Consider the following 21,158-nt stretch of genomic DNA (forward strand, 5'->3'; position numbering starts at 1 on the left):
ATTCGCAGGCGATTCTATCCTCCGTGCGCCCCAACCACAGCGCAGGGACGAGGCGGACGGGATTGTCGTGCGTCACAAGCGGTCACCGGAGCCGATCACGCACACCGCGTCGCGATGGGACCAGGGTCCGTCAGATACTAGGTGCAAGGACGACTGACACCACCAGCCCGACTAGGCAGCAGGAGGAGACCGCGAGTTGGCGACCTTCCTCAGCGACCTGTCGCCTGCCGACATGCAGCTCCGTCTCCGTGACGCTCTGGGCGTGTATGTCGACGCGATGCGCTATCCCCGCGGAACGGAGAATCAGCGCGCGAGCATGTGGCTGGAACACACCCGGCGCCACGGTTGGCAGGCAGTCGCGGCCTTCGAGGTCAACACGCCCGACAGTGAGACCGCGACCGACGCGATCTTGACCGGCGCGGAGGCGCGCGTCGACCCGTCTGCCGCTCAGCTGCGCGCCGCGCCGATGCTCGGCGTGGCCTACGGCTACCCCGGGGCGCCGGGCCAGTGGTGGCAGCAACAGGTCATTGTGGGTCTGCAGCGCAACGGTTTTCCGGCGCATGCCATCGACCGGCTGATGCGAAGCTATTTCGAATTGACCGAATTGCACATCCATCCCCGGGCTCAAGGCCGCGGCATCGGGGAGGCGTTGGCCCGTCGATTGCTGGCGCACCGCACCGAGGAGTACGTGCTGCTCTCCACGCCCGAAACCAACGGCGAGGCCAACCGGGCCTGGCGGTTGTACCGGCGACTGGGGTTCACCGACATTCTGCGCAGTTACTACTTCGCCGGAGATCCGCGGCCCTTCGCCATTTTGGGACGGGCTCTACCCCTGTAGGCCCCCCGCTAGCACCCGCGAGCTCGCCGTCTCACGACACGCAGCCGTCCGCCACCAGGGCGGCGCGGGAAAGCGCCACACCGAATCTGGCACGATGACCTGGTGCGCGCGCACCCTGCCCTTCCCTCGACCCGCGATTCCCGAGGTGTCTCCGCCCGGCGGCGCCGCATCCTGGCCATCGCGATGCTGCTGCTCCTGGTGCCGCTGGCCACCGGATGCCTGCGGGTCAGAGCGTCGATCACCGTCTCCCCCGACGACCTGGTGTCGGGCGAGATCATCGCCGCGGCCAAACCCAAATCGAACAAGGATGACGGGCCCCAGTTAGACACCAGCAATCTGGGCTTCGCCCACAAGGTCGCGGTCTCCAACTACGACAGCGACGGCTTCGTCGGATCCCAGGCGGTGTTCTCCGATCTGACCTTCGGCGAACTGCCCCAGCTGGCCGGCATGAACTCCGATGCGGCCGGGGTGAATCTGTCGCTGCGCCGAAACGGCAACCTGGTGATCCTGGAGGGTCGAGTCGATCTGACCAACCTGACGGACCCGGACGCCGACATCGTGTTGACGGTGGCCTTCCCCGGCACCGTGACCTCCACCAACGGCGACCGGATCGAGCCTGAAGTGGTGCAGTGGAAGCTCAAACCGGGCGTGGTGAGCACCATGACCGCCCAGGCCCGCTACACCGATCCCAACACGCGCTCGTTCACCGGAGCGGGCATTTGGCTCGGCATCGCCTCGTTCCTGGCGGCCGGCGTCGTGGCGGTGATGGCCTGGATGAGCAGGGACCGCTCCCCCCGGTTCACCGCGCCGGGCGACCAAGGGGCCGACTAGGCCCGATCCGGCGCCCAGTAGTCGAGCATCTCGGCGAAGGTCTCGAAGGCGGGGCCGGAGACACCGTACGTGGCCTCGAAGTGGATGCTCAGCGGGAAGCCGAGGTCAACGACACCGTCCACGATCCGCTTGTACAGGTCCACCATCAGCTGACGTTTCTCCGGTGTCTCGCTACCGGCCAACCGCTTGACGAACTCCTGCTCCTCCGCCACCGCGGCGTTCCCGGGGTCCTGAATGAGCCAGTTGATCAACCCGATGCGGGCTTCGACCTTTGGCACGAAGCCGAACGACAGCAAGATCTCGGGCCGATGGTCGGTGTTCTTGGCGAACTCGGTCAGGAAACCCACGATCGCGTCGGAATACAACAGCTGGGTCATCCCGTACGTCGCGCCCTGCCGGCACTTGAAATCGAACCGGCCGAATTCGCCCTCTCGGGTCGGGATGACGATGACGCCGCGGTTCGGCACTTCGTCGCGGTAGATCGACAGGGCGTCGGTTGGTGCGACACCGCCGCCTTCCCCGTCGGTCATCGTGCGGGGCACCCCGACGAAGACGACGCCTTCCATCCCGGCGCCCAACAGGTCGGCGAGTCGCTGCCGCAGGGCCGCCTCGTCGGTGAAGGCCGTGACCTGTGTGCACAAGCCGTTGAGCCCGGGCAACTCCGGCTTGATGATCGACCAGAAGTCCAGGACGTCCAGCTTGGGCTTCATCGGAACCGGCCGGTCGTCGTCCTCGGCGATCATGCCCGGGATCATCACGTGCCGGAGTCGGCCGTCCAGCCCGGTCTCAGCGGAATAGCGCGCCACCTTGTGCGCGTCTTCTAACGCCCGCTCCTTGCCCCCCTCCACGTTGGGGGGCACCAGCTCGAGCGCGATGGTGTTGAGCGTCACGGCTCCTCTTTCTGCACTGGCTGCACGCCTTCGTCCTCACGACGGCGCACTCGTCTACGTCCCCCGACCGCGCCACGTCGCGCTAACCTGTGCCGCCTGGTGGGCGCTGGCCCACGTCGCATCGACCGTCTCGCAGACAGCATAACCGCGCGCCTCGGCGGCCCCGTCCACGTCGACGCCACCACCCCAGGCCAGGCGGAATACACTGACGGGCCAGAGCCAGGCCGAGCAGAAAGGGGCGGCGCGCTGAGCCTGAATTCACCGGCGGCATCGGCGACTGTCGAGTTGGCCAGCGCGATCACCGACCAACTGCGACGGTATCTGCACGAGCGCCGCGGCGAGGCGGCCTACGTCGAATTCCCCGGGGGCAGCGACTTCGGCGCCGTCACCGCGTGGCTGGAGGACTTCGCCCTCAACAGGGGCAAGCGGCTGCGGCCGGTCTTCGCCTATTGGGGTTGGCGCGCAGTAGCGCCGAACGAGCCTGATCCCGATGTGCTGCTGCTGTTTTCGGCGCTGGAACTCTTGCACGTGTGGGCGTTGGTGCACGACGACGTCATCGACGCGTCCGCCACCCGCCGGGGTGAGCCGACCGCCCACATGCACTTCGCGGCGCTGCACCGCGACCGGAACTGGCGCGGCTCACCCGAACAGTTCGGGACGTCGGCGGCCATCCTGCTCGGCGATGTGGCGCAGGCCTGGGCCGACGACATCGTTTCCCGGGTGGGCCAGAAAGTCCTGTCCGCCGATGCCCAACGCAGGGTCCAGCGCGTGTGGTCCGACATCCGCATCGAAGTGCTCGGCGGGCAGTACCTCGACATCGTCGCCGAAGCCAGCGCCGCGCCGTCCATTGCGTCCGCGATGACCGTCGCCACCTTCAAGACCGCCTGCTACACGGTGTCGCGTCCGCTGCAACTGGGGCTGGCCGCGGCCGCCGACCGACCCGACATCGCCGAGATCTTCGGACAATTCGGCACCGACCTGGGGGTGGCGTTCCAGTTGCGCGACGACGTGCTCGGCGTGTTCGGGGACCCGGCGGTGACCGGCAAGCCCTCCGGCGACGACCTCAGGTCCGGCAAGCGCACCGTGCTGGTGGCCGAAGCGGCCGAATTGGCCGAGAAGACGGATCCCGCGGCGGCCGCTTTGTTGCGGACGGCGATCGGCACCGAGTTGACGGACGAACAGGTGCGGGAGCTGTGCCAGGTGATCGAGAACGTGGGCGCGCTGGCCGCGGCGGAAAGCCGCATCGCCACGCTCACCGAACGGGCGCTGAGCACCCTGGACGCCGCGCCCATCGACGCCGCGGCCAAAGCGGGATTGGCCGAGCTCGCCCGAATGGCCACGGATCGGTCCGCATGAGCACAGTGTCCAGCCCAGCGTCGAAGCCATCTGTGGCTCAATGGTTTTCACGAATGCGCGCGTTCGCCACCGCGCCCGAGGCCGGCCCCGCTCGGCTGGGCTTCCTGGGCGCAGTGCTGATCACCGCAGGCGGGTTGGGTGCCGGCAGTACCCGCCAGCACGACCCGCTGCTGGAGTCGATCCACATGTCCTGGCTGCGGTTCGGCCACGGGCTGGTGGTGTCCTCGATCGTGCTGTGGGTGGGCGTCGGCCTCATGCTGCTGGCCTGGGTGAACTTGGGCAAGCGAGTCCTGGCTCGGGAGGTCAGCGAGTTCACCATGCGCGCCACCACCGCCTTTTGGCTGGCGCCGTTGCTCCTCTCGGTACCCGTCTTCAGCCGCGACACCTACTCCTACCTGGCCCAGGGTGCGCTGCTGCGTGATGGTCTGGATCCCTACGTCGTCGGTCCGGTCGGCAATCCGAACGCGTTGCTGGACGACGTCAGCCCCATCTGGACCATCACCACCGCCCCCTACGGCCCGGCCTTCATTCTGGTGGCCAAGCTCGTCACGATCCTGGTCGGCGAGAACGTGGTCGCCGGAACCATGCTGCTGCGCCTGTGCATGCTGCCCGGACTGGCGCTGCTGATCTGGGCGGCTCCGCGACTGGCGAGGCAGATGGGCGCCGACGGGCCCACGTCGCTGTGGATCTGCGTCCTCAACCCGCTCGTCCTGATTCACCTGATGGGCGGAGTACACAACGAGATGCTGATGGTGGGTCTGATGACCGCCGGCATCACGCTGACCTTGGGAAGGCGTCACGTCGCCGGTATCGCGGTGCTGACGGTGGCGATGGCGGTCAAGGCGACCGCGGGGTTGGCGCTGCCGTTCCTGTTCTGGGTGTGGATGCGTCACCTGCGCGAAGACCGTGGCTACCGGACCCCACGAGCGGCCGTCGCCGCCGCCCTGGCCTCGGTGGTGATCTGCGTGGCCGTCTTCGGGGTGTTGTCCGCGGTGGCCGGCGTCGGCTTGGGCTGGCTGACCGCATTGGCCGGCTCGGTGAAGATCATCAACTGGCTGACCGTGCCCACCGCGGCGGCGAACCTGATTCACGCAGTTTTCGGCAGCCTCTTCGCGATCAACTTCTACACGCTGCTGCAGACCACCCGGCTCATCGGGATCGTCATCATCGCGGTGTCACTGCCCGTGCTGTGGTGGCGGGCGCGCAGTGACGACCGGGCCGCCCTGACGGGGATCGTGTGGGCGATGCTGGTCGTGGTGTTGTTCGTTCCGGCCGCCTTGCCCTGGTATTACTCCTGGCCGCTGGCGGTGCTGGCGCCGTTGGCACAATCCCGGCGCGCGGTGGCGCTGATCGCCGGCTTCTCGACGTGGATCATGGTGATCTTCAAGCCGGACGGGTCACACGGCATGTACGTCTGGTGGCACCTGGGCCTGGCCACCGCGTTCGCGGTGTTGGCTTGGCGTGCGCTGCGTCGGGAGCCGGACGTCGACCGTCACGAGGAAGATGACCAGGCGCCGGTGCCGGCGGCTTAGTTCAGTACGCCATCGCTTGAGCGCGACGCACGACCTCTCGAGCCTGGTGCGCGTGCAGCGCGTCCACCGGACGCGCATTGTTCAGCGCGTCGCGTGAACCGTCGCGGGTGACGGTCAGCGACGGGTCGGGAGTGAACAACCAGCGCACGATCTCGGTGTCGCGGTAGCCCCCGTCGTGCAGGATCGTCAACAACCCGGGCAGGCACTTGGCCAATTGCCCTTTGTTGGTGAAGAACACTTGGGGTACCACCACACCGCCGTCGCGCCGCACCGCGACCAGATGGCCCTCTCTCAGTTGCTGGAGCACCTTGCTGACCGATACGCCGAGTAGCTCAGCCACCCGAGACAGGTCGTAGGTTGGTTCGTCAGGATCAAGAACGTCTTCGCCGGCCGGAATGCTGCCCACGGCGTCAGTGTAAGCCTGCCGCGGCCGGTGCGTCGCCCTGTTTTGCACAGTTCTTCGACCCATTTCGCGACGCCACCTACGATGACCCCGTGGTGGGAGCTGGGATGGGCGATCCGTTGTTGAGCACGCTGCTCGACGGCCGCTACCTGGTGCAGGCCGAGATCGCCAGTGGTGGGACGTCGACGGTCTACCGCGGCCTCGACACCCGACTGGACCGGCCCGTCGCCCTGAAGGTGATGGACTCCCGCTACGCCGGCGATCAGCAGTTCCTGACCCGTTTCCAGCTCGAGGCCCGCACGGTGGCGCGGCTGAAGCATCCGGGACTGGTCGCCGTGTACGACCAAGGGCACGACGGACGGCACCCCTTCCTGGTGATGGAGCTCATCGAGGGCGGGACGCTGCGCGAACTGTTGCACGAACGCGGACCCATGCCGCCGCATGCGGTGGCGGCCGTGCTCCGACCGGTGCTGGGCGGACTGTCCGTCGCGCATCGGGCCGGCCTGGTCCACCGCGACATCAAGCCCGAGAACGTCCTGATCTCCGACGACGGTGAGGTCAAGATCGCCGATTTCGGGTTGGTCCGCGCCGTCGCTGCCGCCGGGATCACGTCCAACAGCGTCATTTTGGGCACCGCGGCCTACCTGTCCCCCGAGCAGGTGCGCGACGGCAACGCCGGTCCCCGGAGCGACGTCTACTCGACCGGGATTCTCACCTACGAGCTACTCACCGGGCAGACCCCGTTCACCGGCGACTCGCCGTTGACCATCGCCTATCAGCGACTCGATCACGATGTGCCGCCCGCCAGCGACGCGATCGGCGGCGTGCCAACGCAATTCGACGAGTTTTTGGCGTGTGCGACGGCGCGCGACCCCGCCGAAAGATATGCCGACGCCATCGAGATGGCGGCGGATTTGGATGCGATCGTCGAAGAGCTGGGATTACCGGATTTCCGCGTGCCGGCGCCGCGCAACTCCGCCCAACACCGGTCGGCGGTGCTGCACCGCAGTCAAATCGCCGAACAGCGCGCCGCGGCCGGGCCCGGTGCCCCGGGCATACCGCAGGGTCCTCACCCCACCCGCCAGTTCACCCGCGAACCCACGCCCGGCGCGCCCGTCGCACCGGATCTGCCGGATGCGCCGATCGAATACGACGATGACGATTACGAATACGCCGATGAGGCAGGACAATTCGCCGGCATCTCCCTAGAGGAATTTATGTGGGAGCGCCAGCACCGCCGCCGGATGGTGCTCATCTGGGTCGCGATCGTGCTGGCGATCACCGGGCTGGTCGCCACCGCCGGATGGACCATCGGCAGCAACCTGAGCGGGCTGCTCTGAATCTGGCCAGCGGCTAGTCGCGCAGCATCTCCGCGACCAGGAACGCCAACTCCAGCGACTGCTGGGTGTTCAGCCGCGGGTCGCAGGCCGTCTCATAGCGGCCGGCGAGGTCGTGGTCGGAAATGTCCTGTGCCCCACCGAGGCACTCGGTGACGTTCTCGCCGGTGATCTCGACGTGGATGCCGCCCGGATGGGTGCCGAGGGCACGATGCACCTCGAAGAAACCCTGGACCTCGTCCACGATGCGATCGAAATGGCGGGTCTTGTAGCCCGTCGACGACTCGTGGGTGTTGCCGTGCATCGGGTCACACTGCCAAATCACCTGATGACCGGTGGCCTGGACCTTCTCGACGATCGGGGGCAGCAGGTCGCGGACCTTGTTGTTGCCCATCCTGGTCACCAACGTCAGCCGTCCCGGCTTGTTGTGCGGGTCCAGCCGCTCGACGTATTCGACGGCCAGTTCCGGCGTCATCGTCGGGCCAAGCTTGACGCCGATCGGGTTGGCGATCACCTCGGCGAACGCGATGTGCGCACCGTCGAGTTGCCGGGTCCGCTCCCCGATCCAGACGGTGTGCGCCGAGAGGTCATACAGCCGCGGCTCGCCATCCGGGTCGTCGGGATGCTCCGACAACCGCAGCATCGCCCGCTCGTAGTCGAGCACCAAAGCCTCATGGCTGGCGTAGATTTCGGCGGTTTGCAGGTTGCGGTCGGCCACGCCGCAGGCGCTCATGAACTTCAGGCCGCGGTCGATCTCGCCGGCCAGCGCCTCGTAGCGCGCACCGGCGGGTGAGGTCCGGACGAACTCACGGTTCCAGTCGTGCACCAGGTGCAGGGACGCCAGGCCGGACGAGGTCAGCGCCCGCACCAGGTTCATCGCCGCGCTCGCGTTGGCGTAGGCGCGCACCAACCGTGACGGGTCGTGCTCGCGGGCGGCGGCGTCCGGAGCGAAACCGTTGACCATGTCCCCGCGGTAGGACCGCAGGCCCAGGGCGTCGATGTCGGCCGAGCGGGGCTTGGCGTACTGACCGGCGATGCGGGCCACCTTCACCACCGGCAAGCTGGCACCGTAGGTGAGCACCACCGCCATCTGCAGCAACGTGCGGATGTTGGCGCGGATGTGGGGTTCGGTGTTGTCGACGAACGTCTCGGCGCAGTCCCCGCCCTGCAGCAGAAATGCTTCACCCTTTGCCACCTGGGCCAATTGGTCCTGCAGCTTGACGATCTCCGAAGGCACAGTCACCGGCGGCACACTTTCCAGGACGGTGCGCATGGCCGTCGCCTGGTCGGTGTCCCAAGTCGGTTGCTGGGCGGCCGGCTTGGCCAGCGCGGCGTCCAGCCGGGCCCGCAGATCGCTGGGCAGCGGCGGCAACGACGGCAGCTGGTCGATCGGAATGTCGACGGTCCAGTTCATCGGTCTATGGTAACCGGGCCGCGCCGACGTCTGATCAGGGCGAACGCCCGCCGGGGTCTTGCTCGCCGGTGATGATCCGAAAGCGGCGCAACTGATCGCGGGCGTCTACCAACGCATTGTGGACGTCGCGCTGCCGCGGTGGCAGCCGTGGACTGCCGCGGTCCTCCCACAATTGGCGTAATTCCCGCGTGTAGCGCGGTATCGCCCGCGGCAGGCCGGGCATGGGGCCCCACAACTGGCACAGGGCCACATGGTCATAGGCCCCCACCCAGGCCCACAGCTCTATCGGTTCGGTGCCGTTCACGTCGAAGAACGTCTCTAGGTCCGCGCGGATCTGGCTGCGTGGGCGCCACAACTGCGAAGCCGGGGGCGGCAGTTTCGGCAGTACGTGCGCTCGCACCCAGCTGCCGGCCCGCTCGGGGTCGAATTCGGTGGATACCGCGTAGTACTCGCGGCCATCTTCGGCCACTATGCCGATCGAGATCAGCTCGATGGTGCGGCCGTCCTCAATGAATTCGGTGTCGTAGAAGTACCGCACTGCCGCAGCCTAGCCCGGCGGGTTGGTGGCCTCGCCAGGCGCCGACGCCGGGTCGCCGAGTGCCCACTCCGGGCCGCCGAGTGTGCCCTCCGGGCCGCCGAGTGTGTCCCCTCCGTGCCGCCGAGTGTGAGGGATATCGCCCACTTTCATCCGGTGGCGGTAATTAGGCGTCACATTCGACGCGCGGTGGCGCGGGCGCCCCTCCCGCGCCTCGGCGAGTGTGGGCGAAATTGCCCAACTTCCTCCGGCGGCGGCAATTTCGCCTCACTTTCGACGCTCGGGTGACGCGCGGCGATGCGCGGTTACGCGCGGAGACGCGCGACCTACGCCGCCGCCCAGCTAGCGCAGCGGGGCAGGCGCGGCATGGACGTCGCGGTCCAGCGCGGCGTCCACCGCATGATCGTCGGGCCGCGGAGTACCGGCGATCGCCGCCTGCAGCCACAGCTTGGCCTGCACCACGGGGCGGCGCAGGACGCGTTCGCGCTGCAGTGCGCGGTGCATCTTCTCCGGTCGGTCGGTGTAGCGCCAGCGCGCCCACGGCGCATGCGGCCGCGACAGCCTGATCGCCCCGACCACCAGCAGCACCACCAGAAACATCCCCAGCAGACCGGTCCACACCTTGCCTTTCAACAGCACGATCACCGCCAGCGGCAGCGTCAACACCACCCCCACCACCACGGTGGTGTGCAACAGCACCCAATCGTGGTTATGGCGGATCGGCAGGAAGAACATCAGCGGGTGCAGGCCCATGATCAGCAGTCCGGCCACCGCGGTGGCGGCGAACACCGCGTCCACCGAGGTGCGGCCGTCTTGCTCCCAGTAGACGTCGGACAGATGCAGTATCAGCGCGTACTCATCGAGCACCAGCGCGGCACCGATACCGAAAAAGGTTGCCGCCAAAGTGATTTGGGGCTGCTGTCCGTCGATCGAAAGCGTCACCAGAGAGAGTCCGGAGATCATCACCAAGATGACGCCGAACGTCACGTGGTGCAGATGAACCGAACCGATGTGCAGGTTGCGCGGCTGCCACCAGCGGGGCGGAGGCCCGCCCCGTTCCGCGCGACGCCGTATAACGCGCACGAAGGTGCGGGTCACGAAGAAGGTCAGGATGAAGGCGACCAGGCAACACAACAGGGGAAGGCGCCCCCGGTCGACGATGTCATGCTGCAACCAGCGGTGCACGTTACGAACATAGGCGCGCGGCCCCTTGAACTGGCCGAAGCCGCGCTGTGCGGCGCAACACACGCCCAATACCGATTAGGCTGTGTTCCGAAATGAGTAACTGGCGCTCGCCCGAAGTGGGCAGTCGACTCGGGCGGGTCCTGGTATGGAGCCTGCTCTGGCTGGTTGCTGGCTGGGCGCTGAGCCGCCTGCTACGCGACCTGTTCGTGAACCCGGCCTACCGCATCGACATCGACGTCTATCAGATGGGCGCCCAAGCCTGGCTGGACGGACGTCCCTTGTACGACGGTGTGTTGTTCCACACACCGATCGTGGACCTGCCGTTCACCTATCCGCCGCTGGCAGCGGTGTTTTTCAGCCCGTTCGCCTGGTTGAAAATGCCCGCCGCGGGTGCCGTGATCACAGCGTTGACCCTGGTGGTGCTGTTGTTGTCGACGACGGTGGTGCTGACCCGGCTGGACATCTGGTCGCAGTCGAAGGTCCTGTCCGGCCCGGCCTGGGTGCGCCGGGTATGGCTCGCGGTGATGATCGTGGTCCCCGCATCGATCTACCTCGAGCCGCTCAATTCCAATTTCGCTTACGGCCAGATCAACGCCATCCTGATGACGCTGGTCATCATCGACACCTTTCCCCGGCACACGCCGTGGCCGCGCGGGCTGGCACTGGGCATCGGCATCGCGTTGAAACTGACGCCGGCCGTGTTCCTGCTCTACTTCCTGCTGCGTCGCGACAACCGGGCCGCGTTGACCGCATTGGCGACGTTCGTTGGCGCGACACTGGTCGGTTTCGTCCTGGCCTGGCGCGATTCCTGGTCGTACTGGACGCACACCTTGCATCACACCGACCGGATCGGCGAAGCCGCACTCAACACCGACCAGAACATCGCCGGAGGGCTGGCCCGACTCGGGCTCGACGAGCATGAACGCTTCCCACTGTGGGTGCTGGCCTGCCTCCTCGTGCTGGCCGTCACCATCTGGGCGATGCGGCGCGTCCTCAAGGCCGATGAGCCGATGCTGGCTGTGATTTGCGTTGCCCTGTTCGGGTTGGTCGTTTCGCCGGTGTCCTGGTCGCACCACTGGGTGTGGCTGCTGCCGGCGGTGCTGGTGCTGGGAACGCTGGCCTGGCGCCGTCGCAACGTGGCACTAGGGTTGCTCACCCTGGCCGGGCTGGCGCTGACCCACTGGACGCCCATTGACCTCATGCCCAAGCACCACGAACTGACCGCGTCGTGGTGGCGGCAACTCCTGGGAATGTCCTACGTGTGGTGGGCCCTGGCCGTCATCATCGCCGCCGGAGCGACGGTCACCGCGCAGGTCACGGCGCAGCGCTCAAGCACGCCCAATAAGCTGACGCCCGTACCCGCCGCCGGCTGAACTAGCTCGAATTAGCTCGCGGCCGTCTCAGGGATCCGCGTGATGTCTTTTGGGTCGCCGCCGTCCTTGATGGTCGCCGCGTAGATGTCGACGTACTCCTGACCCGAGAGCTGCATCAGCTCGTACATCACCTCGTCGATCACCGCGCGCTCGATGAAGTGGTTGCCGGCCAGGCCCTCAAACCGCGAGAAGTCCATCGGCTTGCCGAACCGGACGGTGACCCGGCCGAATCGCAACATCTTCTTCCCGGGCGGGTTGACCTTGTTGGTGCCGATCATCGCGACCGGAATCACCGGGACCCCGGTCTGCAGGGCGAGCCGGGCCAGGCCCGTCTTGCCCTTGTAGAGACGCCCGTCAGGCGACCGGGTGCCTTCGGGGTACATGCCCAACAACCGGCCCTGACTTAGTAACCCCTGTGCGGTGTCCAGCGCGGATTGCGCCGCATCGGCGTCGGTGCGGTCGATCGGCACCTGCCCGGACACGGTGTAGAACCACCGGTTGATCCAGCCCTTCACACCGGTGCCGGTGAAGTACTCCGCTTTCGCCAGGAACCAGATGCGCCGACGCACCACCAACGGCAGGTAGAAGCTGTCCGCCACCGCGAGGTGGTTACTGGCCAGGATGGCTGGCCCGGAGGCCGGAATGTGTTCTAGGCCTTCAACTTTCGGTCGACCAAGCAACGTAAAGAGTGGGCCCATGAAGATGTACTTAAAAAGGTAGTACCACATGTCTCCCTCTCCCCCGCCCGCACCGACCGGTGTCTGCGCCAACTGTACCCATCTGGACTAGCGGCGACCACCTGCGGTGCAGGCACTCATTCCTGGATGGTCACCGGTATGGGCTGGTAGTGCGACTTCGCGGAGCCGTTGGGGGTGGGCTGCGAGCCGTTTACGCTTTCCGGCCCCGGCTCAGGGCCCTCGTCCGCGCTCGGCGCGTCGCCCAGCGGCTGCTCCGCCGTTCCGTTGATGTCGTCGACCACGGAGCGGAGCACATCCATCAATGCCACGCCGTGGTCCGCGACGACCGTCAGCAGCGGATGTTGTTCGCCGGACAGAAGCGCCGCGACGGCACATACCGGGCACCACACCTGCTGGCACTTGCCGACGCCGGCGCTGGACGCCACCGCCGCAGCAGCACGCACCGCGGGGTCGATTCCAGCGAGCACGGACTGCGCCAACTTGCGCAGCTCAGGACCAATATCGGTATGCCTTGTCACTTTGGCCATACCTCCGGATTCGGTCGAAAACGAACTGTCAGCTCAGTACCCCGCAGCTGCGCGTCCAGCACCGTACACCGTCGTAGTACCGAAGCCAACCGGACCCGACGCCGTACGCCGCCGGCACTGATCACGAGATCGTCCTCGGATCTGCCCAGGGTGAGCGAAGCGGGGTCGAGCTGTGGCAGCTCCAGGCGTAACCGGTATACCGACTCCAGCCCCGAACCCGATTCCAGATCCACAATAGGACGCAACGGTCCCGGCGGCGCGTCACCGCGTCGGCGACGCGAACTGTCGAGCAAGCCGGCCAGCGCTTTCGGACCGATCGGCTCGCCGGCCAGATGCGGCACCAGCACCAGTTCGACGTCGCCGATGGTGGCGTCGAGTTCCTCTAGGACGGCGCGTTGTTCGGAGATGCGTTCGGCGTACCAGTAGAACGCGGGGTGGTCGGGCAGGCTGCTGTACTCGTAGGCCTCGTCTCGCACGAGAACCTGGTTGACCAGCAGTTCCTCGACGCGCACCCCCATCAACGCCAACGAACCCAGCGTTCGGGCCGCCTCGGCGGCGACCACCCGCTCGGGTGTGAGCACCAGATGCGCACTGACCACAGCACCGTCGGTCAGGACCGCGCTGAGCCGCTCGACGGCGGCGCTGGTGCGCTCGAGCAGCCCCACCACCGCGGCCGATCGGGGATCGTCGATGCTGAGTCTGCGATGGCGCGGCCACGCGCGTTCCACGTAGAGACCGAAGGTGGCGGGCAGAGTCAGCATTCGCAGTGCGTCGGCCGTAGATGCGCAGTCGACCACGATGCGGTCCCATCGTCCGGTCGCCGCGAGTTCGGCCACGGCGTGCAGGCCGAGGACCTCCTGAATGCCGGGCAGAGCCGAAAGTTCTTCGGGCGCAATGGTGCCCAACTCAGACTCGGGGAACCGCCCGTCGAGGGCGTCGACCACGCCGCGCCACCGGTCCTCCAGCAGCGCCAGAGTGTCCAGGGCCAACGCGTCGAGAGATCCGCCGGGGTCCGCCCCGGTGTCCAGGTCGACCAGCACGCGAACGGGTTCGCCGTGACCGGTCGGGGGCACCGGGATGCCCAGCACATCGCCCAACGAGTGCGCCTGGTCGGTGGACACCAGCAGCACGCGCTGGCCGCAGCTGGCATCACAGACCGCAGTGGCGGACGCCAGCGTGGACTTTCCTACCCCGCCTTTGCCGACAAAGAGACTGATCCGGGCTGGGGTCGACGCAGCGGAATCGCTCAGCCCTCGACTCGTTTCTTCAGATCCTTCAGAGCGGCGTCGATCAACCTCTTTTCCGCCTTGCGCTTGAGCATCCCGATCATCGGGATGGCCAGGTCGATCGCGAGTTGGTAGGTGACGTCAGTGCCAGAACCCTTGGGCGCCAGGATGTATGAACCCTCGAGGGACTTCAGCAGCGAGCTGGATTCCAGCGTCCAGCTCAACGACTGGCGATCGGCAGGCCACTGGTAGTTCATGATCAGGGTGTCTTTGAAGATGCCCGCGTCCATCAACATCCGCGCCTTCTTCGGGTACCCCTCGTCGTCAGCCTCGAGAACTTCGACTTCCTTGTACTCCGAGATCCAGTCCGGGTAGGACTCGATGTCGGCGATCGCCTTCATCACCTCGCCCGGATCCGCGCCGATGTGGATCGTCTGTTGCGTTTTCTCCGCCACCTAGCTAGTCCCTTTCCGATTCCATTCCCGCACAGCGGGTCGACCCGGGTCATCTACGGGAGCGCCCCAGACTCCCGGCAGAAACGGTACTCCTTTTTCGCCATCCCGAAGGCCTACCTTGACCCGGCTAAGCTACCGGAGAGACACCGATCGGACGCGACGCTTCCAGGGCTGTTTTCACCTCGAACGCCATATTCTTCCCCGCCACTCGGCGACGGTGCGTCATCTTCGCCAGATTCAGCTTGGCGAGCTGCCACGCCGCCACGCCAGAGGGTTCGGCGTGCAGGAAATAGTGCAGCACGACCCCGTCCAGCGAGGGCTCCAGCCAAACCTCCATGGTGCCGGTCAGGGCGCCGGTGACCGCCCACCTGATGCCCTTCTCGGCACGGTCTTCGGTGACTTGCAGTCGCAGATCGGGCCACCACCGGCTCCACTTGGACCGATCGGCGATCGCGGCTCCCACCTGCGCCCCGTCGGCGGCGATGTATGTCTCGTCAGCAATTTGGATGCTGTTCATTGCCCCAGCTTCACATATTGACCCAGCCGCCACGGGCGCTACCCCGCGCTATCGAAGCACCCCGTTGACCAGCCGTCTCCACGCTGGGCATTGTCACGATTAGGCTGGACACCAGCTAGTAGCCGCAAAATTGTCAAGCAACGTCAAGCGAGGTCCCAAGAGTGCGCCAGTACAGTGTTCCCGCCCGCTTCACCATCGACGAGCACGACAATGTCGCGGCGATGGTCTACGACCATGAGCGTGACGACCCCGACCACCCCATCTACCAACGCCAAATCGACGGGGTGTGGACCGACGTCACTTGCGCCGAAGTCGCCCGCCAGATTCGGTCTGCCGCATTGGGTTTGATCGCCATGGGGGTGCAGGCCGGTGACCGCGTCTCCATCTTCTCCGCAACCCGCTACGAATGGCCCATCATCGACCTGGCGATTTTGTCGGTCGGGGCCGTCACGGTGCCGATTTATGAGACGTCGTCGGCCGAGCAGGTGCGCTGGGTCCTGCAGGACTCCGGGGCGGTGTTGGCGTTCGCCGAGACCGATGCGCACGCAGCGATCGTCACCGAACTCACCGGTGAGCTGCCGGACCTGCGCCGGGTGCTGCACATCGACGGTTCCGGCCCGAAGGCGCTGGACCAGCTCACCGAAGAGGGCCAGTCGGTTGAGCCGGCTGAGCTGACTGCCCGGCAAGAGGCGTTGCGCTCCGACGACCCGGCCACACTCATCTACACATCGGGGACCACGGGTCGCCCCAAGGGCTGCCAGCTCACCCACTCCAACCTGCTCTATGAGATTCGTGGGGTGCAGGAGGCCCTTCCGACGTTGATGTCCAAGGGGCAGAGGCTGCTGTTGTTCTTACCGATGGCGCACGTGTTGGCTCGGGCGGTGGGCCTATGCGCCTTCGCCAATATGGGGACCACCGGCTTCACCAGCGACATCAAGAACCTGCTGCCGCTGTTCGCCGAGTTCAAGCCGACCTTGGTGGTGTCGGTACCGCGGGTGTTCGAGAAGGTGTACAACACCGCCGAGCAAAACGCCATCGATGATGGCAAGGGAGCGATCTTCCATGCCGCCGCGAAGACCGCCATCGACTGGAGCCGCGCCCTTGACCATGGCAAACCGGGCCCGTGGTTGCGCGCCAAGCACGCGGTGTTCGACCGGTTGGTGTATCAGAAGCTGCGCAACGCGTTGGGTGGTAACTGCAGCGCCGCCGTCTCCGGTGGTGCACCGCTGGGCGCCCGGTTGGGCCACTTCTACCGCGGCGTCGGCGTGACGATCTACGAAGGCTACGGCTTGACTGAGACCAGCGCGGCGATCGCGGTCAACCAGATCGACAAGATGAAGATCGGGACCGTCGGCAGCCTGCTGCCCGGCAACAGCCTGAAGATCGCCGAAGACAAAGAGCTGCTGGTCCGCGGCGGCGTGGTGTTCAACGGTTACTGGCAAAACGAAAAGGCCACCGAGGAGGCCTTTACCGACGGCTGGTTCCACACGGGTGACCTCGGTTCGGTCGACGAGGATGGCTTCTTGACCATCACGGGCCGCAAGAAGGAGCTCATCGTCACGGCGGGAGGCAAGAATGTCGCCCCGGCGGTGCTCGAAGACCAGCTGCGCTCGCACCCGCTGATCAGCCAGGCGATGGTGGTCGGCGACAACAAGCCGTTCATCGGCGCTTTGATCACCATCGATCCCGAGGCGTTCGAAGGATGGAAGCACCGGCACGGAAAGGCAGCCGACGCATCAGTGGGTGACCTGAAAACCGACCCGGATCTGCTCTCGGAGGTGGAGCACGCCGTCAAGGAAGCCAACCAGCTGGTGTCCAACGCCGAGGCGATCAAGAAGTTCCGCGTCCTGCCGGTCGACTTCACCGAGGACACCGGGGAGCTGACGCCGACGATGAAGGTCAAGCGCAACGTGGTGGCCGAGAAGTTCGCCTCGGACATCGAAGCGATCTACAGCAAGGAGTAGTAGCCGCCGCGCGCGCCCAGTGCCCGCGGGCCCCGTCCGCGCCGAACGTGTGGGATAACGCCCCCACCCCAAGATTGAGGGGCCACAGGGCACACGCTCGAGCAATCACACCAGCCGCGCCCCAGCCCCGACCGCGCCGAGCGTGTGGGATAACACCCCCACCCCAAGATTGACGGGCCACAGGGCACACGCTCGAGCAAGCACAAGCGCGCTAGGCGCGCAGTAGCTCGGCCAGTCGGGCGGTCAGGGTGTCCCAGCGCCACTCGGCCGTCACCCATGCACGCCCGGCGGCGCCCATCGCCGCTGCGCGGTCGCGGTCGGTCAGCAGTTCGATCACCGCCTCGGCGACCTCGTCCACCGAGGTGCCGTCGACCACCAGACCAGTTTTGTTGTGCTGCACCGCTTCTGGTGCTCCCCCGGACCTTCCGGCGATCACCGGCACGCCGGTCGCAGACGCCTCCAGGTACACGATGCCCAACCCTTCGACGTCCATTCCGGAGCCGCGGGTACGGCAGGGCATCGCGAAGACGTCGGCCAGGGCGTGATGGGCCGGGAGCTCATCGCCTGGTACACCGCCGGTGAAAGTCACGTGGTCGGTCACCCCACCGTCCTGCGCCAGCTTGCGCAAGGTCTCCAGGTAAGGGCCTCCCCCGACGATCACCAAGGCGGCTCCGTCGACGCGGCGACGAATCGAGGGCAGCGCCTTGATCAGCATGTCCTGCCCTTTGCGTGGCACCAGCCGCGACAGGCACACCACCGTCGGCCGCTCGCCCAGTCCGTAGCGCTTGCGCAGTTCCGCCCGGGCGGCGGGATCCGGCCGGAACCTTTCGCTGTCCACTCCGGGCGGCAGGTATTCCAGCGATGCGCTGGGCCCGAACGCCGGCGCGAATCGCGACCGGGTATAGCGGCTGACGAACGTGACCACGTCAGTACTGTCGCCAATTCGGCGCAGCACCGAGCGTGCGACCGGGAGCATCGACCAGCCCACTTCGTGACCGTGGGTACTGGCCAGCACCCGGGTCGCGCCGGCCTGGCGGGCGCGCGGCGCGAGCAGGGCCAGGGGCGCGGCGGCACCGAACCAGACGGTGTCGATGTCGTGCTCGGCGATCAGGCGGCGCATCCGCGCGTCAACGGTAGGAACGGGCAGCATCAGCGTGGTGGGGTGGCGCACCACCCGGTAGCCCGCGTCGTGAGCAGCACGGTCGAATACGTCGGCGCCCTTCCACCGCGGCACGTAAACGGTCACCGCATGCGAGCCGGCGTCCACCAAGCGGGTGACGAACTCGCCGAGGTAGGACTGGATGCCGCCACGCCGTGGCGGAAAGTCGTTGGATACCAGCAGGACCCGGCTCATTTGTGTCGAGCGGACGCAATGTCTCCCAAAACCGCGGCGTGTTGGGGGATTTTGCGTCTGCTCACGGTAGAGAGGCTAGCGTCTCAGCCATTCGCGCCAACGCTTGAGGACTTCGTCGGCGTCGATACCGAGTACGGAACGCAACGCGGTCGGCACATCAGCGTGGCCCACGCCGCACGCCGCGACGTAAAGCTCACGCAACTTGTCGGGCTGGTAGACGTCGGCGACGAACCGCGCGAACAGCCAGGCGCGGTCGTAGGCCACGGAGCGCTGCTCCCCCGGTGTGTCCAGATCGGCGTCCGACGGCAGCGATAGGGGCGACGGCACCGCCCCGGGAGGGACGTCTGCGACTGGCGGCCGGGCCACGAAATCGGCGACCCCCTCGGTCAGCCAGCGCGGCGCGTCCAGAGCGGTGTCGGCCCGCGCTGCGTAGTGGAAAAGCTCGTGCCGCAGCACTATTCGCAATGCACCTTCGTGCATATGGCTCGCCTCCGGGGCGAACATGATGCGTTGACCCGCCACCTGGCGGCTGACGGGATCGACCCTCTCGACGAGCGTCACCGCCGCGATGTCCTCCCACTGCGAGGCCGGGCCGCCGGCGGCGGCCAGAAACTGCTCTCGAGTGCCGGCGGCCACTACCGAGATGTCACGCGACCAATCCTCGCCCCAGAACGCCACGACGGCGTTGATTGCGGCACCGACGTCGGCCGCGATGCGCTTCAGCAGATGATCGGCATCCGGACCGCCGAGGCTGTGCAGATGCACGGTGCGACCCCCCACGACCACAACCGTCGGCGGGATATCGGCGCGCGGGGCGACCGACGGCGTCGAGGGAACGCCGCGCACCGGGAACACGGCCGCAATGACTATCAGCTCAGCGGCAAACACACCCGCTAGCAGAAACCGTAATCGGCTGCGCCGCCGGAAACGCCGCTGGGCGCGACCGTCAGTAGCGGCGGGCGTCGTAAATCGGGCCTGACGATTCCATCGGCACCACGGCCACCGGCACACCGTAGGTGGAGGCGTGGACCATCAGGCCGTCACCGATGTAGATGCCCGCGTGGGAGGCATCCGAGTAGAACGTCAGCACGTCACCGGGTTGCAGGTCCGACAACGCCACCGGCGTACCGCCGTGGGCCTGTGCCTGGCTCGAGTGGGGTAGCGAGATGCCGGCCTGCTGGTAGGCCCACATCACCAAGCCGGAGCAGTCGAATCCACCGGGTGCGGCGCCACCCCAGGTGTAAGGCATCCCTACCTGCGTCAGCGCTGCCTGCACCACGACGGCACGGTCGCCGCCGCCGCCGCCTTCACCGGGCAGCCACGGCAACGCGCCAGCGGGCTGCGGAGGCTGGCCGGGGGCTAACGCCTCTGGGGGCCCGCCGGGACCACCCGGCGCTCCGGGCGCCAACGCCTCCGGGGCCGGGACCGTAAGTCCCGCTGGGACCGCGCCCGGGTTGGCCAGCGCCTCCCGCTGAGAAGGCGTCAACGCTTCGTATTGCGACTTGACCACAGCGATCTGAGTCTGCAGCTGACTTTGCTTGTGCTGCAGGCTCGCTCGCACCGCCGCGGCTTGCTCGGCGGCAGACTTGGCGTCAGCGGCGGACTTGGCCGACGCCTGCTCAGCCTTAGTTGCCTGCTCGTTGGCAGCCCGGTAGGCGGCCATCTGCTCCGTCATCTGATTCGCCATCACACGCTGCACCGACAGCCTGTCGATGAGCAGTTGCGGCGCGTCAGCCGTCAAGATGGCGTTCATCGCGTCGGTGCGGCCACCCATGTACGCCGTGACAGCGGCTTTGTTGACGGCAGCTTGGAAGGTGACCAAGCGGGCCTTTGCGGCGTCTGCCCTGGCCTGGTCTTCACCATGCTTCTTCTCCGCCGCCTGCAGGGCCGCCAGCTTGGCGTTGAGGTCCAGCTGAGCGCTGTGCATCGCCTCGGTGGTCTGCTCGGCCTGCCGAGACAAATCGTTGAGTCTTGCCAGCGCCTCGTCGGCGGGATCGGCCATCGCATTTCCGGCCAGAACGCCGGACAGCACGGTGAAGCTCGCTAGCAAACCGATGGACAATCTCTTGAAAAAGAGCGCAATCGAGTATCTAAGGTCGAGCCTCAAAATTTTGCTTCCTTAAACTGCCATCAACGCCTTGGCGTCGAGCGGGTTTAGGTCTCAAACAGGTTACGAAACGATATCGGCTTTGTCCAAAGGGGGAGATTAAGAAAATGGACAGAATTCTGTCATTTTCGTGTGGGCGGCCGAATACTCGTCTATGAGCTTCGGTTGGTCGGTCACGCAAAGACCTTACGCCACACCGGATCCGCGGTCGCGCCGGAGGGGTACGAGTCGCAATTTCGGTGCTAATCCAGCCTCGGCAAGCACTTCCAGCGCTGCGCGTTCATCGTAAGAAAGCGTTTCCGGAACCCCTAGTAGGACGCTGACTACACAATCACGGCAACCGGGGCCGCGCACCGCGCAGTCGTCGCAATCGATGACAACGGTCCCCCTGGATGCCACACCGTCACCATTCTCGGATCCGCTGCTTATTGCCACTGTGGTCGGTCCTTTCGGTCTGCTCTGACGAGCATTGACAAGCGCAAAGTCGGGCTTGCGCCGAACGCTAGCGGGCACCACCGACATCTCCCCGAGCTCCGTGTCGCCACTGCCGACCTGCCGGGTGCAGGCCGCGGCGTGGGAACCGTCCGATGTCGGTGCGGGTGCCTAACGTCCCCTG

The 21,158-nt window shown here is 66.6% G+C and carries 22 protein-coding genes; 7 read left to right on the top strand and 15 right to left on the bottom strand.

Translation table 11 applies throughout. From position 1 onward, the window contains the following. Positions 1-196 precede the first annotated feature (196 nt). Positions 197-838 (top strand): GNAT family N-acetyltransferase, encoded by a 642-nt coding sequence (locus G6N68_RS15905; protein ID WP_163714046.1) that lies wholly within the window; start codon positions 197-199, stop codon positions 836-838. A 183-nt stretch (positions 839-1,021) separates the two neighbouring features. Next, positions 1,022-1,669 carry a lipoprotein LppM gene (gene lppM / locus G6N68_RS15910; RefSeq protein WP_163718682.1) on the top strand — a complete coding sequence of 216 codons (648 nt, stop codon included), beginning with the start codon at positions 1,022-1,024 and terminating at the stop codon, positions 1,667-1,669. Here the strand turns inward: lppM and G6N68_RS15915 are convergent. Further along, positions 1,666-2,559, bottom strand: coding sequence for a mycobacterial-type methylenetetrahydrofolate reductase (locus G6N68_RS15915; protein ID WP_163714048.1), 894 nt, complete (start codon positions 2,557-2,559; stop codon positions 1,666-1,668). The two genes, lppM and G6N68_RS15915, sit on opposite strands and share 4 nt — an antisense overlap. A gap of 285 nt (positions 2,560-2,844) precedes the next feature. On the opposite strand from G6N68_RS15915, the gene idsA2 reads away from it, so the two are divergent. Together idsA2 and G6N68_RS15925 are read left to right on the top strand one after the other, a co-directional pair. Continuing rightward, a complete protein-coding gene (gene idsA2 / locus G6N68_RS15920; protein WP_163718684.1) occupies positions 2,845-3,915 on the top strand; it encodes a bifunctional (2E,6E)-farnesyl/geranyl diphosphate synthase in 1,071 nt (356 codons plus the stop codon). Next, positions 3,912-5,447: an alpha-(1->6)-mannopyranosyltransferase A gene (locus G6N68_RS15925; protein ID WP_163714051.1), complete on the top strand. Its 1,536-nt coding sequence runs from the start codon at positions 3,912-3,914 to the stop codon at positions 5,445-5,447. Before idsA2 ends, G6N68_RS15925 begins: the two co-directional genes overlap by 4 nt. Position 5,448: 1 nt before the next feature. On the opposite strand, the gene G6N68_RS15930 is transcribed toward G6N68_RS15925, so the two are convergent. Then, complete coding sequence (locus tag G6N68_RS15930; protein ID WP_205351349.1) at positions 5,449-5,853, bottom strand: Rv2175c family DNA-binding protein; 405 nt, start codon at positions 5,851-5,853, stop codon at positions 5,449-5,451. A gap of 89 nt (positions 5,854-5,942) precedes the next feature. Here G6N68_RS15930 and G6N68_RS15935 point away from each other — a divergent pair, with 89 nt between their 5' ends. Beyond that, positions 5,943-7,190: a protein kinase domain-containing protein gene (locus G6N68_RS15935; RefSeq protein ID WP_163714056.1), complete on the top strand. Its 1,248-nt coding sequence runs from the start codon at positions 5,943-5,945 to the stop codon at positions 7,188-7,190. A gap of 13 nt (positions 7,191-7,203) precedes the next feature. On the opposite strand, the gene G6N68_RS15940 is transcribed toward G6N68_RS15935, so the two are convergent. The 4 genes from G6N68_RS15940 to G6N68_RS15955 form a co-directional block, all read right to left on the bottom strand. Beyond that, entirely contained in the window at positions 7,204-8,601 is a 1,398-nt protein-coding gene (locus G6N68_RS15940; RefSeq protein ID WP_163714060.1) for a class II 3-deoxy-7-phosphoheptulonate synthase, read from the bottom strand. Between the two features lie 34 nt (positions 8,602-8,635). Beyond that, positions 8,636-9,139 carry a polyadenylate-specific 3'-exoribonuclease AS gene (locus G6N68_RS15945; protein WP_163714063.1) on the bottom strand — a complete coding sequence of 168 codons (504 nt, stop codon included), beginning with the start codon at positions 9,137-9,139 and terminating at the stop codon, positions 8,636-8,638. Between the two features lie 9 nt (positions 9,140-9,148). Further along, complete coding sequence (locus G6N68_RS15950; RefSeq protein WP_163714066.1) at positions 9,149-9,289, bottom strand: hypothetical protein; 141 nt, start codon at positions 9,287-9,289, stop codon at positions 9,149-9,151. Between the two features lie 189 nt (positions 9,290-9,478). Beyond that, a complete protein-coding gene (locus tag G6N68_RS15955; RefSeq protein ID WP_163714069.1) occupies positions 9,479-10,321 on the bottom strand; it encodes a hypothetical protein in 843 nt (280 codons plus the stop codon). A gap of 92 nt (positions 10,322-10,413) precedes the next feature. Here G6N68_RS15955 and G6N68_RS15960 point away from each other — a divergent pair, with 92 nt between their 5' ends. Further along, complete coding sequence (locus tag G6N68_RS15960; protein ID WP_163714071.1) at positions 10,414-11,694, top strand: glycosyltransferase 87 family protein; 1,281 nt, start codon at positions 10,414-10,416, stop codon at positions 11,692-11,694. A gap of 11 nt (positions 11,695-11,705) precedes the next feature. Here G6N68_RS15960 and G6N68_RS15965 read toward each other — a convergent pair whose 3' ends face one another. The 5 genes from G6N68_RS15965 to G6N68_RS15985 form a co-directional block, all read right to left on the bottom strand. Then, positions 11,706-12,422 carry a lysophospholipid acyltransferase family protein gene (locus tag G6N68_RS15965; RefSeq protein WP_163714073.1) on the bottom strand — a complete coding sequence of 239 codons (717 nt, stop codon included), beginning with the start codon at positions 12,420-12,422 and terminating at the stop codon, positions 11,706-11,708. Between the two features lie 86 nt (positions 12,423-12,508). Continuing rightward, complete coding sequence (locus G6N68_RS15970; protein ID WP_163714075.1) at positions 12,509-12,919, bottom strand: hypothetical protein; 411 nt, start codon at positions 12,917-12,919, stop codon at positions 12,509-12,511. Continuing rightward, entirely contained in the window at positions 12,907-14,169 is a 1,263-nt protein-coding gene (locus G6N68_RS15975; RefSeq protein WP_205351487.1) for an ArsA family ATPase, read from the bottom strand. Before G6N68_RS15975 ends, G6N68_RS15970 begins: the two co-directional genes overlap by 13 nt. Then, positions 14,166-14,600 (bottom strand): SRPBCC family protein, encoded by a 435-nt coding sequence (locus G6N68_RS15980; RefSeq protein ID WP_163714077.1) that lies wholly within the window; start codon positions 14,598-14,600, stop codon positions 14,166-14,168. The genes G6N68_RS15975 and G6N68_RS15980 overlap by 4 nt, the downstream gene beginning before the upstream one ends. Positions 14,601-14,727: 127 nt before the next feature. Beyond that, the gene (locus tag G6N68_RS15985; RefSeq protein ID WP_163714079.1) at positions 14,728-15,117 is read right to left on the bottom strand and encodes a polyketide cyclase / dehydrase and lipid transport; all 390 of its coding nucleotides are present in this window, start codon (positions 15,115-15,117) and stop codon (positions 14,728-14,730) included. Positions 15,118-15,278: 161 nt separating this feature from the next. Here G6N68_RS15985 and G6N68_RS15990 point away from each other — a divergent pair, with 161 nt between their 5' ends. Then, a complete protein-coding gene (locus G6N68_RS15990; protein WP_163714081.1) occupies positions 15,279-17,081 on the top strand; it encodes an AMP-dependent synthetase/ligase in 1,803 nt (600 codons plus the stop codon). A gap of 211 nt (positions 17,082-17,292) precedes the next feature. Here the strand turns inward: G6N68_RS15990 and pimB are convergent, their stop codons facing one another. From pimB to G6N68_RS16010, 4 genes are all read right to left on the bottom strand, one after another. Continuing rightward, positions 17,293-18,435, bottom strand: coding sequence for a GDP-mannose-dependent alpha-(1-6)-phosphatidylinositol monomannoside mannosyltransferase (gene pimB / locus G6N68_RS15995; protein WP_163714083.1), 1,143 nt, complete (start codon positions 18,433-18,435; stop codon positions 17,293-17,295). Positions 18,436-18,510: 75 nt separating this feature from the next. After that, complete coding sequence (locus tag G6N68_RS16000) at positions 18,511-19,281, bottom strand: hypothetical protein (RefSeq protein WP_163718688.1); 771 nt, start codon at positions 19,279-19,281, stop codon at positions 18,511-18,513. 100 nt (positions 19,282-19,381) lie between these two features. After that, positions 19,382-20,542: a peptidoglycan hydrolase RipC gene (gene ripC / locus G6N68_RS16005; RefSeq protein ID WP_163714085.1), complete on the bottom strand. Its 1,161-nt coding sequence runs from the start codon at positions 20,540-20,542 to the stop codon at positions 19,382-19,384. Between the two features lie 186 nt (positions 20,543-20,728). Further along, entirely contained in the window at positions 20,729-20,977 is a 249-nt protein-coding gene (locus tag G6N68_RS16010) for a hypothetical protein (RefSeq protein WP_163714087.1), read from the bottom strand. Positions 20,978-21,158 lie beyond the last annotated feature (181 nt).

This window comes from Mycobacterium bourgelatii, assembly GCF_010723575.1.
In the GTDB taxonomy this organism is placed as follows: domain Bacteria; phylum Actinomycetota; class Actinomycetes; order Mycobacteriales; family Mycobacteriaceae; genus Mycobacterium; species Mycobacterium bourgelatii.

Bases quoted from the DNA above. Each gene is read 5' to 3' on its own strand.
- pimB (WP_163714083.1), bottom strand. From the start codon at position 18,435: ATGAGCCGGGTCCTGCTGGTATCCAACGACTTTCCGCCACGGCGTGGC.
- G6N68_RS15970 (WP_163714075.1), bottom strand. From the start codon at position 12,919: ATGGCCAAAGTGACAAGGCATACCGATATTGGTCCTGAGCTGCGCAAG.
- G6N68_RS15940 (WP_163714060.1), bottom strand. From the start codon at position 8,601: ATGAACTGGACCGTCGACATTCCGATCGACCAGCTGCCGTCGTTGCCG.
- G6N68_RS15950 (WP_163714066.1), bottom strand. From the start codon at position 9,289: ATGAAAGTGGGCGATATCCCTCACACTCGGCGGCACGGAGGGGACACA.
- G6N68_RS15960 (WP_163714071.1), top strand. From the start codon at position 10,414: ATGAGTAACTGGCGCTCGCCCGAAGTGGGCAGTCGACTCGGGCGGGTC.
- G6N68_RS15925 (WP_163714051.1), top strand. From the start codon at position 3,912: ATGAGCACAGTGTCCAGCCCAGCGTCGAAGCCATCTGTGGCTCAATGG.
- lppM (WP_163718682.1), top strand. From the start codon at position 1,022: ATGCTGCTGCTCCTGGTGCCGCTGGCCACCGGATGCCTGCGGGTCAGA.
- G6N68_RS15985 (WP_163714079.1), bottom strand. From the start codon at position 15,117: ATGAACAGCATCCAAATTGCTGACGAGACATACATCGCCGCCGACGGG.
- G6N68_RS15965 (WP_163714073.1), bottom strand. From the start codon at position 12,422: ATGTGGTACTACCTTTTTAAGTACATCTTCATGGGCCCACTCTTTACG.